This is a genomic window from Marinobacter sp. UBA2688 (assembly GCF_002352785.1).
Lineage (GTDB): Bacteria > Pseudomonadota > Gammaproteobacteria > Pseudomonadales > Oleiphilaceae > Marinobacter > Marinobacter salarius.
Map to the genome: position 1 here is coordinate 28717 of NZ_DELU01000025.1, position 15929 is coordinate 44645.

14 protein-coding genes and 1 pseudogene are annotated in these 15929 nt (G+C 56.9%); 11 read left to right on the forward strand and 4 right to left on the reverse strand.

All coding sequences use genetic code 11. The features are described 5' to 3' along the window. The 8 genes and pseudogenes from B3M52_RS15335 to B3M52_RS15370 all read left to right on the forward strand — a co-directional run. Positions 1-261: pseudogene (locus tag B3M52_RS15335) on the forward strand (hypothetical protein); the annotation flags it as partial. A 34-nt stretch (positions 262-295) separates the two neighbouring features. Then, positions 296-805 carry a type II secretion system protein gene (locus tag B3M52_RS15340; RefSeq protein WP_227517802.1) on the forward strand — a complete coding sequence of 170 codons (510 nt, stop codon included), beginning with the start codon at positions 296-298 and terminating at the stop codon, positions 803-805. A 33-nt stretch (positions 806-838) separates the two neighbouring features. Continuing rightward, positions 839-1342: a type II secretion system protein gene (locus B3M52_RS15345; RefSeq protein WP_075195662.1), complete on the forward strand. Its 504-nt coding sequence runs from the start codon at positions 839-841 to the stop codon at positions 1340-1342. Between the two features lie 106 nt (positions 1343-1448). Then, positions 1449-1928, forward strand: a complete 480-nt coding sequence (locus B3M52_RS15350) for a pilus assembly FimT family protein (RefSeq protein WP_075195663.1) — start codon at positions 1449-1451, stop codon at positions 1926-1928. After that, positions 1925-2434 carry a type IV pilus modification PilV family protein gene (locus B3M52_RS15355; RefSeq protein ID WP_075195664.1) on the forward strand — a complete coding sequence of 170 codons (510 nt, stop codon included), beginning with the start codon at positions 1925-1927 and terminating at the stop codon, positions 2432-2434. Before B3M52_RS15350 ends, B3M52_RS15355 begins: the two co-directional genes overlap by 4 nt. Beyond that, the gene (locus tag B3M52_RS15360) at positions 2434-3216 is read left to right on the forward strand and encodes a PulJ/GspJ family protein (protein WP_075195665.1); all 783 of its coding nucleotides are present in this window, start codon (positions 2434-2436) and stop codon (positions 3214-3216) included. Before B3M52_RS15355 ends, B3M52_RS15360 begins: the two co-directional genes overlap by 1 nt. Continuing rightward, positions 3206-3619 carry a pilus assembly PilX family protein gene (locus tag B3M52_RS15365; protein WP_075195666.1) on the forward strand — a complete coding sequence of 138 codons (414 nt, stop codon included), beginning with the start codon at positions 3206-3208 and terminating at the stop codon, positions 3617-3619. The genes B3M52_RS15360 and B3M52_RS15365 overlap by 11 nt, the downstream gene beginning before the upstream one ends. After that, a complete protein-coding gene (locus tag B3M52_RS15370) occupies positions 3616-6828 on the forward strand; it encodes a DUF6701 domain-containing protein (RefSeq protein WP_075195667.1) in 3213 nt (1070 codons plus the stop codon). Before B3M52_RS15365 ends, B3M52_RS15370 begins: the two co-directional genes overlap by 4 nt. Positions 6829-6840: 12 nt before the next feature. On the opposite strand, the gene ntrC is transcribed toward B3M52_RS15370, so the two are convergent. From ntrC to glnA, 4 genes are all read right to left on the reverse strand, one after another. After that, on the reverse strand, positions 6841-8268 hold the full coding sequence (gene ntrC / locus B3M52_RS15375) for a nitrogen regulation protein NR(I) (protein ID WP_041335667.1): 1428 nt from the start codon (positions 8266-8268) through the stop codon (positions 6841-6843). Further along, on the reverse strand, positions 8265-9347 hold the full coding sequence (glnL, locus tag B3M52_RS15380; RefSeq protein WP_036203423.1) for a nitrogen regulation protein NR(II): 1083 nt from the start codon (positions 9345-9347) through the stop codon (positions 8265-8267). The genes ntrC and glnL overlap by 4 nt, the downstream gene beginning before the upstream one ends. Positions 9348-9675: 328 nt before the next feature. Then, positions 9676-10206, reverse strand: coding sequence for a DUF4124 domain-containing protein (locus B3M52_RS15385; protein WP_075195668.1), 531 nt, complete (start codon positions 10204-10206; stop codon positions 9676-9678). Positions 10207-10381: 175 nt separating this feature from the next. After that, the gene (gene glnA / locus B3M52_RS15390; protein ID WP_036203429.1) at positions 10382-11785 is read right to left on the reverse strand and encodes a glutamate--ammonia ligase; all 1404 of its coding nucleotides are present in this window, start codon (positions 11783-11785) and stop codon (positions 10382-10384) included. A 558-nt stretch (positions 11786-12343) separates the two neighbouring features. Here glnA and typA point away from each other — a divergent pair. The 3 genes from typA to dtd all read left to right on the forward strand — a co-directional run bounded on the left by typA (position 12344) and on the right by dtd (position 15766). Then, complete coding sequence (gene typA, locus B3M52_RS15395) at positions 12344-14155, forward strand: translational GTPase TypA (RefSeq protein ID WP_036203432.1); 1812 nt, start codon at positions 12344-12346, stop codon at positions 14153-14155. 102 nt (positions 14156-14257) lie between these two features. Beyond that, positions 14258-15220, forward strand: coding sequence for a prolyl aminopeptidase (pip, locus tag B3M52_RS15400; protein WP_041335670.1), 963 nt, complete (start codon positions 14258-14260; stop codon positions 15218-15220). Between the two features lie 81 nt (positions 15221-15301). Beyond that, positions 15302-15766: a D-aminoacyl-tRNA deacylase gene (gene dtd / locus B3M52_RS15405; RefSeq protein WP_075195669.1), complete on the forward strand. Its 465-nt coding sequence runs from the start codon at positions 15302-15304 to the stop codon at positions 15764-15766. The last annotated feature ends 163 nt before the right edge of the window (positions 15767-15929 follow it).

The following is a 15929-nucleotide window of genomic DNA, read 5'->3' on the forward strand; positions in this document are numbered from 1 at the left end:
CTGTGGTGTTTCAAGCCGTTACAAACCGGCGATAAAGGCTACAAAAAAGACACGGCAGGCGCGCAGGGACAGGTTATATTTCAACCACGCCAGCCGATAACCCTTGGAGACAGGCAGGGAAGCGGCGACACACCCATGGCCTGGGTTGTGGCGGTCGAGTTCACGGACAGGAACGGCAACGGACGCCTTGATGGACAGGATCTCCAGTCCGGGCTGAGATTGCAGCCGGTGGAGACGCAAAACGATCGTGCCGAACATTGATAACAAGCCTCAGGGAGGCCACGCTATGAGGGCAATGACACTAAAATCGCGCCAGACAAAGGGGTTTACCCTGATTGAGCTGGTGGTGGTGATCTCCATACTCGCCATTCTTGCAGCCTTTGCGTTGCCAAGGTTCGCCGAACTGTCGGACGAGGCCCACCGGGCAAGCATCCAGGGCACCTCGGGCGCCTACGCCGCTGCTGTTGCACTGGTTCGTGCCCAGTGGACCGCCCGTGGCGCCGCTGGCGCACAAACTAATCTGCCCGGCTTTGGCGAGGAAAACGTCGACGTGAGTGCTGACGGTTGGCCAACGGGCGTAGGTGGCAACACCGACCCGACCGCCATGAGTGCCACAGAGTGCCAAAACCTCTGGCTGGCCCTGATGCAGTCAAACGCGCCGACCGTGGCAACCTCCGGCGACACAACGGATTACACAGTAACCGCAAGCGGGTCCGTTTGTACCTACGAGTACAACCTCAATGGTGGCACGGACAACATTCAATACGACGCCGACAGCGGCGAAGTAATTCGGGTTATCAATTAATCCATTTTAAAGCAGCAAAAGCAGGAGAAGACCATGAATATGATGAACCAGATGGCCGCAAGAAAAGAGAAAGGTTTCACCCTTATTGAACTGGTAATGGTGATTGTAATTCTGGGTATTTTGGCGGCGTTTGCGTTGCCGAGGTTTGCGGATTTTGGTGGAGATGCGCGTTCGGCATCAATCCAGGGGTTGACTGGAGCACTGAAGTCGGCATCTTCAATTGCTCACGCTCGCCAAGTTGCAAACGGTGATGGCCTCGGAGCGGACGTCAATCTTGATGGCGCAACCGTGACTATGGTGAACGGATACCCGACTGCCGATGCCGACGGTATTGTCGCCGCTGCAGACGTGGATACCACGAATGATTTCGCAATCGCAGGGGCTGGTGATACAGGTGGTACAGCGGCGACGTTCACGATCGTTGGATACACTGGCGGTACCTGTGAAGTTGTTTACACTGCGGCAACGGCTGATACGGACAACACAGGCCCTATCACTGCGGCACCGAGTGTTGTAGCTGATGTGGATGGCTGCTAGAAATCAGCAGCACTATGGGTGTGATTAGCCTTGTAGGTCGGGTTAGCGAAAGCGTAATCCGACCTACGTTCTGCGTTAGGGGCTATGGGCAATCCGGGAGTGGGGCATGAGAAAAAGAATCGCCCCGAGGTCATCGGGGTTCACCCTTGTCGAGTTGGTCATGGTCATCATCCTGATCGGGGTGCTTTCCGCTCTGGGTGTTGGTCTGTTTGCCAGCCGCTCCGCTTTTTCTCCTCTTCTTGTTACCCAGCAACTGTCGTCCGCCACGCTGCTTGCCCAGCAGGCGGCGCTGGCGGGGAACAGTGCTGGCACGCTGACCATTCGCCAGACTGGCGACGAACTCCGGTTTTCAGCCGCCTCCTCCCAGTTCACCCTGAAACGCAGTGGTACAACATTGGCTTATCGTGTAGCGAATGCGCCCTATACCAATGTCCCTGCTGGCGGTCTGACGGTGGGCTTTGATGGCTTTGGCCGGGTTGCATCCCCGACGGCCAGAGCCAATATTGATTTCCGCGTTACTGGCGATAGCACGTTCAATCTTTGTCTCAGTTCCCTGGGCGCGGTTTATGACGGGACCTGTCCATGACCAGGCCAGTCAAATACGGGCGTATCCAGAAAGGTGCCACACTGGTCGAGTTGGTGATCACCATTGTTATTATCAGCGTCGCTATTGCCGGGGTCGTGGGTGCGTTTGCGCTTATCTCCGGGCGTAGTGCGGATCCATTGAATCAGACCCGGGCCGTTGCACTCGCACAGATTTACATGGACGAAATTCTCAGCCGACGGTATGACGAAAACACGCCCGTAGGTGGGTTTCCGAGAGAGCCGGGTTGCACCATAAACACTGAAGAAGGCAGTCGCACCGGCTACGACGACGTTGACGACTATAACGAGATTACCGATGCGGTCCCGGAGAACGCAGAAGGCACTGGCCTGGCCGCGGACTACGCCGGCTTTCAGGTGTCAGTTGCCATCGAGTGCGCCGGCGATGAAATCGGGCTTGCGGCCGATGAAGCCAAACGCATCGATTTGACGATTACAGACCCTAGCGGTCAGAGCTACGATTTCTCCGCATATAGGGCGAACTACTGATGCCTCGCCAGTCTGGATACACATTGATTGAGCTGATCATGGTGATTGTGCTGCTGAGTATCGTGGCCACGGTGTCGGTGCGGTTTGTCGGCCTGTCGACCCAGGGCGCGCTGGATACCAGCGCCCGTCAGTTGCGAGCGCTCCAGTCCGTGGTGATCAGCGAACAGCTGACCCGTGACTTGCGGGAGGCCTTTCCGTTGTCGGTTCGAAGTACCGGCTCTTGCATCGAGTGGTTGCCTATGGAGGCGGGAACCAATTATCTCAACCTGCCGGCCACTGAAGTGAGCCAAATCGAGATTGCTGAGTTTGCTCAGCCTCCTGTTGTCAGTAACAGACGTGTGGTTATCTATGGTTATGGGACCACAACGGGGGATATCTATACTGGTGCTAATCCTGGCCCGGTCTCCTCACTGATTTCTGGCGTTAACAATACGGCAGTCCCGGGCTCGCCGGCCACCATAAGCCTGTCGGCCAGCCATCGTTTTAATTCAACTTCGCCAGCGCGGCGCATGTTTCTTGTGGGCGAGCCGGTGAGTATTTGTCAGAGCGGTCGCTTTCTGTATCGCTATAGCGGGTATGCGCCGACGTCCACTCAGCCTGATCCTCCTCCGGTTACACCGGAAGTGCTGGCGGCCAGCGTAACCGGAACCGTCAATTTCCTGTTCCAGCCTGCCACACTGCAGCGGGCTGCCGTGGTTCAGTTTACGTTTGATCTTATAAGCGCTGATGGCAGCGAAATCACAACCGTCAGCCAGGAGGTCCAGATCCGTAATGTACCCTGACCGATACTGGAACCGACAGCGTGGTGCGGGGCTGCCAGTCGCCCTCTTTATCATCACCGTTTTAGCTCTGATTGTGACCAGCATGGCGCAGCAGCAGGAAAGCACCGGTGCGGCTGTCAGTCAGCAGATTTTGTCCCAACGCGCGTTCTACGCGGCGGAAAGCGGAGCTCAGGCAGCGGTCACCGAGGCACTTTATGGCAGTGGCTGTGGGTCAGTGCCGGGGTCTCTGAGTTTTACAGGGCGAGGCCTCAATGGCTGTAGCACCAGTCTCAGTTGCTCCGTTGTGCGGGCTGATATTGAAGGCGATGCCGCTGACGAAGATGTTTATACCCTGGTCAGCACCGGACAATGTGGCGTAGGCACCGAGCAGGCCACGCGAGAGATTGAGGTACGTGTGCGATGAAGGTAGCGGGTTTCTGGTTTGTGTTTTTTTTGTCTGTTGCTGTTGCCCCCGCGCACGGTACGATTACCGTCTCCGCGAATGGTAACTCGAATGGACCGGTGACGGTAGACGTGGGCGATTCTGTCTCCATTGAGGTTGTGGCTACCAATTGCACAAACGTGCAAGGCAATAACTCAGCTTGGCGTGACAACTGGGTGAACGCCGGCAATCCGGAAGAAGAAATATATGCCACCAGTCCTTGCACGGTGCCATCACTGAATCGAACGACTAGTTTTGATACGCCGGGCACTTACACGGTAGCGTTTTTCTCTGAGTACTGCCGAAACTATCGGAATGGCGGCCAGTGCAACCCCCGATGGATCGAAGATCAACGTGGGAGTATTGAGATTGTCGTTCAGGACCCGAACGCACTCACCTGTTTTAACGACGATTACACCAGCGGACAGCTCAATGGGGACGACTGGGTAACCTCCGTTTCATTGGGAAGTTTTACTCCACAGATTGTTAACGGCCGGCTCCGAATGACAGAGGCTCGCGGAAACCAGGCAACGGCGGCCACGTTGCAGCGGGAAATTCCTGGCGCTGAAAACCTTGTTATTCTGGAGTTTAACTATTACGCATACGGGGGCAGTGGCGCAGACGGCCTTGCCATTGCGTTGTCGGATTCGGTTGTAACCCCGCAACCTGGCAGTTACGGGGGGTCCCTTGGCTATGCACAGCGTAATAATGGTGACCCCGGGTTTGCAGGTGGCTGGCTGGGCATCGGTTTGGATGAGTACGGTAACTTTTCCAATAGCAACGAAGGGCGCCAGGGTGGACGAAATGGACGGACACTGGATTCAGTCGCCATTCGTGGCGCGGCTCCCGATTACCGTTTCATGCGGGCCACTGATCGCCTGACACCTGGCATTGACACGCCGAACACCAATAACCCGGACGCCCAGCGGTATCGCATCATCATTGACTCCAGGGAATCCGGAGAAGCCATTGTGTCGGTAGAACGGGATCTGACCGGTACCGGCAACAACTACGACATGCTAATCCCACCGTTCAATGCGTTGAACGAGCCAGGGCAACCGGCGGTGCCGGAGAACTTCCTGCTGTCGCTGACGGGCTCCACCGGCGGGGCAACCAACATCCATGAGCTCGACCAGTTTCAGCTATGTGCGCTCAAGCTTAATCCGGTGGGTGAGCAAGTGGATCACTTCGAAATCCGCCATGACGGGGTGGCGCTTACGTGCCAGCCTGAAACGGTCACCGTCCGCGCCTGCGCCAATGCCAGTTGCGATCAACTGTTCACTGATCCGGTTGAGGCAACTCTCGAGCCTCTGGACGGCTGGCAGAGCGGTAACGTTGTCAGTTTTTCCGGGGGGGCCGGGGAGGCAACCCTGGCAAATAGAGTTGCTGGCGTCGTTGAGCTGGATGTTATTGGTTCCCGCCCCTCTACACGCCCCCAAGCGGTGACGCTGTGTCAGATAGGCGCGGGCAATCTGTCGGCGGCGAATTGCGAGATCGAGTTTTTTGACTCGGGGCTGGCCTTCGATATACCGAACCTGACTTCCCACCGTCCGTCTGGTCCCATTGAAGTGCAGGCGGTGCGGCGGGACGACGTAACCCAAGCCTGCGTGCCCGCGTTTGAGAACGTTGAGAAGCCGGTTCGTTTCTGGTCAACCTACGTGGACCCGGGCCCGAGCGGTCGCCCTGTCAGTCGTGCCCTTTCGGTGGATGGCGGCGATATCAGTGGCGACGGTAGCAATCCTACGATACTTGATCTTGACTTTGGCGCTGATGGTATTGCGGAAATCGATGTTCAATATCCTGATGCCGGTAATATGCAACTGAACGCCGAGTATCGCGGTTCTGCGGCAACGGACGACGCGGGGCTGGTGATGCCCGGTGCCGATCAGTTTGTCAGTGTACCGGCGGGCTTTTGTGTCCGAACAGGCGGCGAATGCTCAGACGGGGATGCCTCTTGCCCTCTGTTTGTGAAAGCCGAGGAAGACTTCAATCTATCGATTACAGCCGTCGGGTGGGAAGAAGAAAGTGACGTTAGCCTCTGCGAGGGCAATCCGGTAACACCCAACTTCCGTCTGTCGGACATTCCGCTGTCATCGGAGGTAGTTGCACCATCGGGCGGTGACGATGGCATAGTCACGCCATTGATCTATTCCCATACTCGTTCGGCAGATGCTACTGAGACGGTCAGTGTGAATGTGTCGGAAGTGGGTGTTTTTCGGTTCAAGGCAGATCCGGGCACGGGTACCTATCTTGGATTGACGGCGCCGGGTGGAAGCAGTGGTCCAACCGGTCGTTTCTATCCCGACCGTTTTGAGGTGACCGTTGATCCGGGTGAACTGGGTCCAGGCGAACTGGAAGCGGGATGTACAGTGGCTACGTCGTTTTCTTACATCGGGTTGGACATGGTGTGGGAACTGGTTCCGAGTCTGACGATTGAACCGGTATCCGTTGAGGGAAACCGCACGCTCAACTACACGGAGCCGGGTTTTCAGCGGCTTTCCACCGCAGGAATCAGTCGAACAGCACCTGCGGCTGATTCCACTGTGTTGAACCGCGATGGCAGTCCATTGGCGGTCACTGTCGTTTCGGGGGGCGGAACGCTAAGGGGTGATGAGCCTGACCCTGGCCTGTTGCAGTTTGACTACGCCAGTGATGACACGGTCACCTACAATAAGGTCCCGGAAGCCCGCGTTCCCTTGTTTGACCCCGCTTTGGAATACAGTGTTACTGATATCGTGGATTCGGACGGAGTGGCCGGTGCTGGCGCCCCCTACCTCTTTACACCGGCCGCGAATTTCGACGTGCGCTACGGTCGCCTGTCCATGGAAAACGTGTCTGGCCCGGAGAACATTGACGAACTCCCGATGCCCTTCCAAGTGGAATACTGGAATGGCTCCCGATTTGTGGTAAATACGGCTGACAGTTGCACGGGCTGGACAACAGACAATATCGGTGGCACCGCGGCGCACCATACCCTGGCTTCAGATTCCGGTACTTTCAATGCAGGAGAGGCTGGCCCGCTTCGGCTGGCGCCGGCGGGTTCGCAGGGGACAGACACGCTGACGTGGGCCGTAGCTGACTGGCTAAAGGACGACTTCAACGGCGACGGCTCACTTGAGGATCCCTCAGCCCTGGCCACCTTCGGCGTCTACCGTGGCCATGACCGCGTTATCTACTGGCAGGAGAAATAGCGGGAAGGGGGCTCAGTCCTCCTCCCCCTCCGGGTGATCCATCCCGAGTTCATTAATCTTGCGGGTCAAGGTATTCCGTCCCCAGCCTAGCAGGATGGAGGCATCACGCCGGCGCCCGCCGGTGTGCTTCAACGCGGTCTCGATCATGATGCGCTCAAACTCCGGCACGGCGGTATCGAGAATGCCTTTGTGGCCGCGTTTGAGCTCCTGTTCCGACCAGTTGCGCAGGCCTTCCTGCCAAGTCTGGCCGGTGGCCGGCGCTTCGGCCTGCTGCATCAGCTCGGGCGGCAGGTCATCGATGTGAACCTCGCGGCCACTGGCCATCACCGTCAGCCAGCGACAGGTGTTCTCAAGCTGGCGGACGTTGCCGGGCCAGGGCAGGGTGGTGAGGTATTCTTCGGCTTCCGGGCGCAGTATTTTGGTTTCCACTGCCAGTTCCCGGGCAGCCCGCTTGAGGAAATGTTCCATTAACCGCGGGATGTCCTCGCGGCGCTCCGCGAGTTTTGGCAAGTGCACCCGGATAACATTCAGGCGATGGAACAAATCTTCCCGAAAGGTGCCCGCCTGGACGAGCTTTTCCAGGTCCTGGTGTGTAGCCGCGATGATGCGGACGTCCACTTTGATAGGCGTGGTGCCGCCCACCCGATAGAACTCCCCATCCGCAAGCACCCGCAATAACCGTGTCTGGGTGTCGGCGGGCATATCACCGATCTCGTCGAGGAACAGGGTGCCTCCGTTGGATTGCTCGAAGCGACCCTGCCTGGCGGCAGCCGCTCCGGTGAAGGCGCCTTTCTCATGGCCAAACAGCTCGGACTCAATCAGGTCCTTTGGAATCGCGGCCATGTTGAGTGCGATAAAAGGGTGGCTGGCCCGGGGGCTGTGGTTGTGAAGGGCCTGGGCAACCAGTTCCTTACCGGTACCACTTTCGCCATTGATCAGTACGGTGATGTTGGAGTGGGACAATCGGCCGATGGCCCTGAACACCTCCTGCATCGCAGGCGCTTCACCAATGATTTCGGCATTTCTCTGTGCGCTTTCGGCTTGCGGCTCCGAGGTGGCCCGGCGTTCGTGGCTGTGAGCAACGGCCCGCTTCACCAGTGCGACGGCATCATCCACGTCAAACGGTTTTGGAAGGTACTCGAAGGCGCCCGTCTGGTAGCTGGTCACCGCGCTTTCCAGGTCGGAATGGGCGGTCATGATGATCACCGGCAGATCCGGGTGTGAGTCAACAATCTGTGAGAGCAAGGTGATGCCGTCGACGCCGGGCATACGGATGTCGCTGATGATGGCATCGGGCTGTTCGTGCTCTAGCCTCATCATGATGCTTTCGCCACTTTCAAACACCCGGGGCTGCATACCGGCCTGGTTCAGGGCGCGCTCCAGCACCCAACGTATACTGCGATCGTCGTCAATTATCCAGACGTTTGCCGGTTGGCTCATTGGTTTTCCTCCAGGGGCAGGAAGATGATGAAGTCGGTTTTTCCGGGCTCGCTCTCGCATTCAACAAGCCCGTGATGTTGCCCGATGATGCTTTGGGTGATGGACAGGCCGAGGCCCGTGCCGCTGGCTCGCCCACTGATCATCGGGTAGAAAACATTTTGCAACAGATCCGGTGGTATGCCCGGGCCGTTATCAATCACATCCACACGGCACACCAGGCGATGGCGTTTGTGGCCGATGGTGAACTGTCGCAATGCGCGTGTGCGGAAGGTGATCGTCGGCTGTTCGTCGCCGGTCATCTCCGCCTGGTTCTCGAACGCGGCTTCCATGGCGTTGCGGGCGATGTTAAGGAAAGCCTGAATCAGCTGTTCCTTGTCGCCCTGGAACTCGGGCAGGCTGGGATCGTAATCTCTCCGGAAGTTCAGGCGGCCGCGGCTCTCAGCTTCCAAAAGGGTTTTGACGCGCTCCAGAACCTCATGAATATTGGTGGACGCCATTTTTGGGGCTTTGTTCGGGCCGAGCATGCGGTCCACCAGGGTTCGCAGGCGGTCCGCTTCTGCAATGATCACCTGGGTGTATTCTTTCTGGTCTTCGTTGTGCAGTTCGCGGTCCAGCAACTGGGCCGCCCCGCGAATACCTCCAAGAGGGTTTTTGATTTCATGGGCCATGCCCCGGACCAGTATCCGGGTGGTTTCCTGCTGGGAGATAATGTCTTCTTCCCGGCTGATCCTTAGCAAGCGGTCCCTGGGCTGGATTTCGATCAACAGTTCCGTTGGCTCAAGGCTTATGGGGGACACCGAATAATCAACCGTCAGCCGCAACCCGCTTGTCAGTATGAATTCCGCTTCGCGTCTGGTGTACGACTGGCCATTCTCGGCTGCTGCATACAGTGTTTGCAGGGCATCTTCAGAGTCGATCAGGATGTCGTTGATCGGGGCTCCCTTACTTCTGGTTACGCTGGTTTCAAACAGACTTTCGGCCGCCGGATTCAGGTACTGGACTCTTAACCCGTCACTCAGCACCAGTACGGCTGTGGTCAGGCTGTCCAGTATGCTTTTGTATCCGGCCGGTATTGCCATTCGTTTGTCCCTTTTGATGGGCCTTGCGGGTTGCTAAGGCAGTTTTGCAAAAAACGAACCACATTGGCTGTTCGTGGCGATGACAGTGCGCATTTAGCGGGCATGCGGGTTACAGGCCTGTGAACACGGCGTGGTGTAGTGCAGAAATATCATTGCGTAAAGCCTGCCCGCGGATATCCGCTCTGGGAATGGTCAGAGTATGGCTTTTTTATGGTGCGACCGCACTAAAATGGGGCAAGCAGGAATGGCGTGGTGGTTCGCTAACCGCTACAGGTCTGCGTTTGTATGGCGCCCCGGCCCGAAACGGTCGGGGCCCCGGAAGGGTGCATCAGTTGTTGACGCTGGGCCGGTGGATGGTGAAGGTAATGGTTTCGCCGCTCTTGACGGTAACACCGTTGCTGTCGACGATATTGACGCCTGCATCGTGGGTGCCGCGAAACACATTGCGCACCATCACTGTCCCGGAAGCGCTCTGGCCAACCGGTTGGCCGTCGAGAGTTACTTCGTACTTGTGGCTGCCCCGAAGGCCAGGTGAACTGGTCACGCGGAATTCCACGTCGCCGCTGCCACTGTGGAAGGCCTGGTCATCACCCGGCGCGAGGAAGCGGACGCTGTCGTAGACGGAGCCTTCCTGTTGCACTTTTTCCCGCAACCGCTCTGGCTCCCGAACCGCTTCGAGTTTTGGCAGAGTGACCGTGGTGACCGGTTTTACCTTGATCTCCTCAGCAGGGGTGCCTTCCGAGGGCTCGTCGGTATAGGTAACGTTGCCCTGAGCATCCACCTGACGATAGACCTCGGCGGAAACCGGAAGCGCCGCAAGAGCGACAATGCCAGAGAGTAGTGCAAGCCGTGCGTTCATAGAGACAACCTGTCTGATTGTTTTACCCGATTATCAGCGCCAGTCATGAGTATTTCAACGCCATTACCCGGCAGCTTGGTTACATTCCGTTAAGGCTGGTCGAAATGTGCGGCCGTACACAAAAAAGCCCCGCGCAAGGCGGGGCTTCTCTGGGTTGCTGATCCTTACGAACGGATCAGCAGGAGTAGTAGAGCTGGAACTCGACCGGATGCGTGGTCATGTTCAGTTTCTCAACTTCACCGCGCTTCAGATCGATGTAGCCGGCAATCATGTCCTCGGTGAACACGCCGCCGCGGGTCAGGAATTCATGATCTTCAGCCAGGCAATCCAGAGCTTCGGACAGGGTTTCAGCAACCTTCGGAATGTTCAGCGCTTCTTCCTTCGGCAGGTCGTACAGATCCTTGTCCATGGCATCGCCCGGGTGGATCTTGTTCTGGATACCATCCAGGCCGGCCATCATCAATGCAGCGAACGCCAGGTACGGGTTGGCCGCCGGGTCAGGGAAACGCACTTCGATACGACGTGCTTTCGGGCTGTTCACGTATGGAATACGGATGGAGGCCGAACGGTTACGGGCGGAGTAGGCCAGCATAACCGGTGCTTCGTAGCCCGGAACCAGACGCTTGTAGCTATTGGTTGCAGGGTTGGTAAAGGCGTTGATGGCCTTGGCGTGCTTGACGACACCACCGATATAGTAAAGCGCTGCTTCGCTCAGGCCGGCATAGCTGTCACCTGCGAACAGGTTCTTGCCGTCTTTGCTCAGGGACATGTGTACGTGCATGCCGGAGCCGTTATCACCAACCACAGGCTTGGGCATGAAGGTGGCGGTTTTACCGTAGGCGTGGGCCACGTTGTGTACGCAGTACTTGAGAATCTGCACTTCGTCAGCCTTGCGGGTCAGGGTGTTGGCGCCAACGCCGATTTCACACTGGCCAGCGGTGCCGACTTCGTGGTGATGAACCTCAATTTCCAGGCCCATGGATTCCATAGCGGCACACATGGCGCCACGCAGGTCGTGCAGGCTATCCACTGGCGGAACCGGGAAGTAACCACCTTTAACACCCGGGCGGTGACCGATGTTGTTGCGATCGAAGTCTTCGCCGGATACCCAGGCGGCTTCTTCAGAGTGGATGTGGTAGGAAGCGCCCTGCATATCCACATTCCATTTAACAGAATCGAAAACAAAGAACTCAGGTTCCGGACCAAACAGGGCACCGTCAGCGATGCCCGTGGACTTGAGGTACTCTTCCGCACGGCGGGCAACGGAGCGTGGGTCACGCTCATAGCCCTGCATGGTGGAAGGCTCTACGATGTCACAGGTAATGTTCAGTGTGGTTTCTTCGGTGAACGGGTCCAGCACGGAGGTGCTGTCGTCCGGCATCAGAATCATGTCGGATTCATTGATGCCTTTCCAGCCGGAGATTGAAGAGCCGTCGAACATCTTGCCGTCGCTGAAAAAGTCCTCGTCCACCTCGGTGGCCGGCAGCGTTACGTGTTGTTCTTTGCCACGGCTGTCAGTGAATCTCAGGTCGATCCATTTGACTTCGTGTTCCTTGATCAGATCAATCGTCTTGGACATTGTGCATGCTCCGTCTGTTATCCCGCCGTGCGGGCGATTTCTGTGTACATTGTTGCCGGATCGTTCAGCAGTGCTGACTCCCGATCTTTCTTTCAGGTAGGGCAGCTTAACAAAAGCTGTTGCGAGTTACCTGCAAATTCGGCTGCTTAAGGTTTAGCAATAGCCTTGCCAGTTTTTGATGCATGCGCCACAAGTGCGCAATACCAAGGCGTTCGGGCTGTTTTGGAGCGATATGTGCTGATTGGGTGGCCCTATCGCTCTTTCGTGGTGCGTTAAAACGGTGCGATAGCTGAAATAATGCACCAAAATGATGCAGATGGGTTGTTGCTTCGATAGGCGTTTTTCTTCATATAAACGCAAGTGAGTTTGCTATATACTGCGCGCCACTTCATTTTTGCCTCAGGTATTCAGCACAGACGCTGAGTTTCTTCAGGGGGTATTCGGGCTTCCCGGCCCGACAAATGAAATTCATTTTACGGATTTGAGACGGCATGTAAGGGGCTTTGCGCCTACTGAAGACCTCTCAGGTCATTCAGTGCATGCTGCAGGATTATAGTTGTGATTGATAAACTTCGTAATATCGCCATCATCGCCCACGTTGACCATGGCAAGACCACACTGGTTGACCAGCTTCTTCGCCAGTCCGGCACTCTGGATCGCAAAGAGCTCGAAAACGAGCGTGTCATGGACTCCAATGACCAGGAAAAAGAACGTGGTATTACCATTCTGGCCAAGAACACGGCGCTGAAGTGGCACGACTACGACATCAATATCGTGGACACCCCGGGTCACGCCGATTTCGGGGGTGAAGTCGAGCGTGTCATGAGTATGGTCGATTGCGTGTTGCTCGTGGTTGACTCTATTGATGGCCCGATGCCACAAACCCGGTTTGTCACCCAGAAAGCGTTTGATGCGGGCCTGCACCCGATTGTCGTCGTGAACAAGATTGACCGCCCTGGAGCTCGCCCGGACTGGGTAGTGGATCAGGTGTTCGACTTGTTCGACAACCTCGGCGCCAGCGATGAGCAGCTGGACTTTCCGATTGTCTACGCCAGTGCCCTGAACGGCATTGCCGGAATGGATCACGAAAAGCTGGACGACAACATGGACGCGGTTTTCCAGGCCATCGTTGATCACGTACCTGCGCCCAACGTCGACCGGGACGGTCCGTTCCAGATGCAGATTTCTCAGTTGGACTACAACAGCTTCCTGGGCGTTATTGGCATCGGCCGCATTATGCGCGGCAAGATTAAAACCAACTCTCCGGTTACGGCCATTGGTGCCAACGGCAAAAAGCGCCAGGGCCGTATTCTCAAGATCATGGGCCATTCCGGGCTGCAGCGTGTTGAAGTCGACGAAGCGCAGGCGGGCGACATTATTTGCGTCAGCGGCATGGATGAGCTGTACATCTCTGACACCTTGTGTGACCAGGCCAATGTTGAAGCCTTGCCGCCGTTGACGGTGGATGAGCCGACGGTTTCCATGACGTTCCAGGTCAACGACTCACCGTTTTGTGGCAAGGAAGGTAAGTTTGTCACCAGCCGCAACATCAAAGAGCGTTTGGAAAAAGAGCTGCTGCACAACGTTGCTCTGCGAGTTGAAGAAGGTGAGTCGGCAGATAAGTTCAAGGTATCCGGCCGTGGCGAGCTGCACCTCTCAGTGTTGATCGAAAACATGCGCCGCGAGAACTTTGAGCTCGCCGTGGGTCGTCCGGAAGTGGTTATCCGTGAGATCGATGGTGTTAAACAGGAGCCGTACGAAAACGTCATCATCGACATCGAAGAGCAGCACCAGGGTGCGCTTATGGATCAGATGGGGCTCCGCAAGGGTGAAATGACCAACATGGTGCCGGACGGAAAGGGCCGTATGCGTCTTGAGTATACGATTCCGGCGCGCGGGCTGATCGGTTTCCGTAACGCCTTCCTGACCATGACCTCCGGTTCGGGTATTTTGACTTCAACCTTCAGCCATTACGGCCCTATTAAGAGCGGTGATGTGACCAGTCGTCAGAACGGTGTGCTGGTGTCAATGGCAACTGGTGCCGCGCTGACTTATTCGCTGGAAACACTGCAGAGCCGGGGCAAGTTGTTCCTGGATCCCGGCCAGGAAGTGTACGAAGGTCAGTTGTGTGGTATTCACAGTCGTGACAACGATCTGGTGATTAACCCCACCAAGGGGAAGAAGCTGGACAATATGCGTGCGTCCGGCAAGGACGAGGTCATCGGCCTGGTGCCGCCGATCAAGCATACCCTTGAGCAGGCTCTGGAGTTCATCGATGAAGATGAATTGGTGGAAGTGACGCCCAAGTCGATCCGCCTGCGCAAGAAGCTTCTGACCGAGAATGAGCGTAAGCGCGCCCATAAGAAGTAATCTTCAGTGCGTGATATCAAGGGGCGGGCCATCATGGATGGCCCGCCCCTTTTTCGTTGTCTTCAGCTAAACTCCGGTTAAATCCTTTTTCCGGAGCGCCCCATGCTCACCCTGTTCCCCGATATCAAGCCCAACGCCCAGCATCGCATTGCGGTTGATCCGCCCCATGAGCTGTATGTTGAAGAAAGCGGCAATCCGGATGGTATTCCCGTTCTGGTTGTCCATGGCGGGCCCGGCGGCGGGTGTGAGGACTATCATCGCCGTTTTTTTGATGCCGAGCGCTACCGGATTATTCTGATGGATCAGCGGGGCGCTGGCCGTTCGAGCCCCCTGGCCGAATTTGCAGGAAACACCACGCAAAAGCTGGTGGACGATATGGAAACGGTGCGGACCTTTCTTGGGGTGGATCGATGGATACTGTTTGGCGGTAGTTGGGGGTCTACACTGAGCCTGGTGTATGCCCAGTCGCACCCGGACAGGGTGCTTGGCCTGGTGCTGAGGGGAATTTTTCTTTGCCGGCCCAGGGATATCCACTGGTTCTACCAGGAGGGCGCGAGCCGCGTATTTCCCGACTACTGGCGCGATTTCCTGGCACCCATTCCTGAGGATGAGCGTGGCGATCTCGTCACGGCCTACTACCGTCGCCTGACGAGCAGCAACGAACTGGAGCAGATACAGGCCGCCAAGGCGTGGTCCATCTGGGAGGGGCGCTGTGCAACCCTGCATCCGAACCCACGTGTGGTTGAGCATTTCGGGCATCCCCACGTGGCTATTGCCCTGGCTCGAATTGAATGCCATTACTTCATGAATAATGCGTTTCTGGACGATAATCAGATCGTACGTGACGCGGCGTTACTCAAGGATATTCCAGGCATCATTGTCCATGGCCGTTACGATATGGTGTGTCCGCTGGACAATGCTCTGGCTCTGAGCCAGGCCTGGCCGGAAGCTGACTTGAGGATCATACGGGACGCAGGGCACTCGGCGTCCGAGCCCGCCATTATTGATGCCCTGATGCGTGGCGTCGATGAGGTCGCCGCGAAGCTTGAAGGTAGGGATACGTAAAGTCACATGAAGAAGGTTGCGGCGAGCCTGGTGCGTGGATAAACTTCGTTCCGAATTTTGAGTCCTTGCGCAGGGAGCTTCATGAAAGGGCTGATACAACGGGTTACTCACGCCAGCGTCACCGTCGACAATGAGGTCATCTCCGAGATTGGTTCGGGGCTGTTGTTGTTGCTCGGAGTTGAGAAATCAGATGACTCCTGCGCGGTGCGGGAACTGTGTCGAAAACTACTCGTCTACCGGGTATTTCCCGACGACCAGGGACGGATGAATCGTAGCCTGCTCGATACGGGCGGCTCCCTCCTCGTTGTTCCCCAGTTTACGCTTGCTGCTGATACCCGGTCCGGATCCCGTCCGGGATTTTCGGTAGCAGCGGGCCCGGAATCTGCCGAAGCCCTGTTTCATGAGTTCGTGGCCTCGTGTGGGTCGGAGATGGGCGCAGATCGGGTTGGCCAGGGGCGGTTCGGCGCGGACATGAAGGTGGCCTTGGTAAACGATGGGCCGGTCACGTTTCTTCTGGAGGTTGGAGGTGTGCCGGGGCGGGGTTGAGGTGTCGCCCTATTGCGAGGCATTGCAACGGTCGGTGGTCCTTTCTGGTGCTGCGCTGGCCGTTGGTGGTGTTTACTACTTCTGATCAGCTAACCAGCTAATCTATCAAGTAGTCGAAAACCGGCAGCCTTCGGGCTGCCGGTTTCAGATTGCTGACAAACCC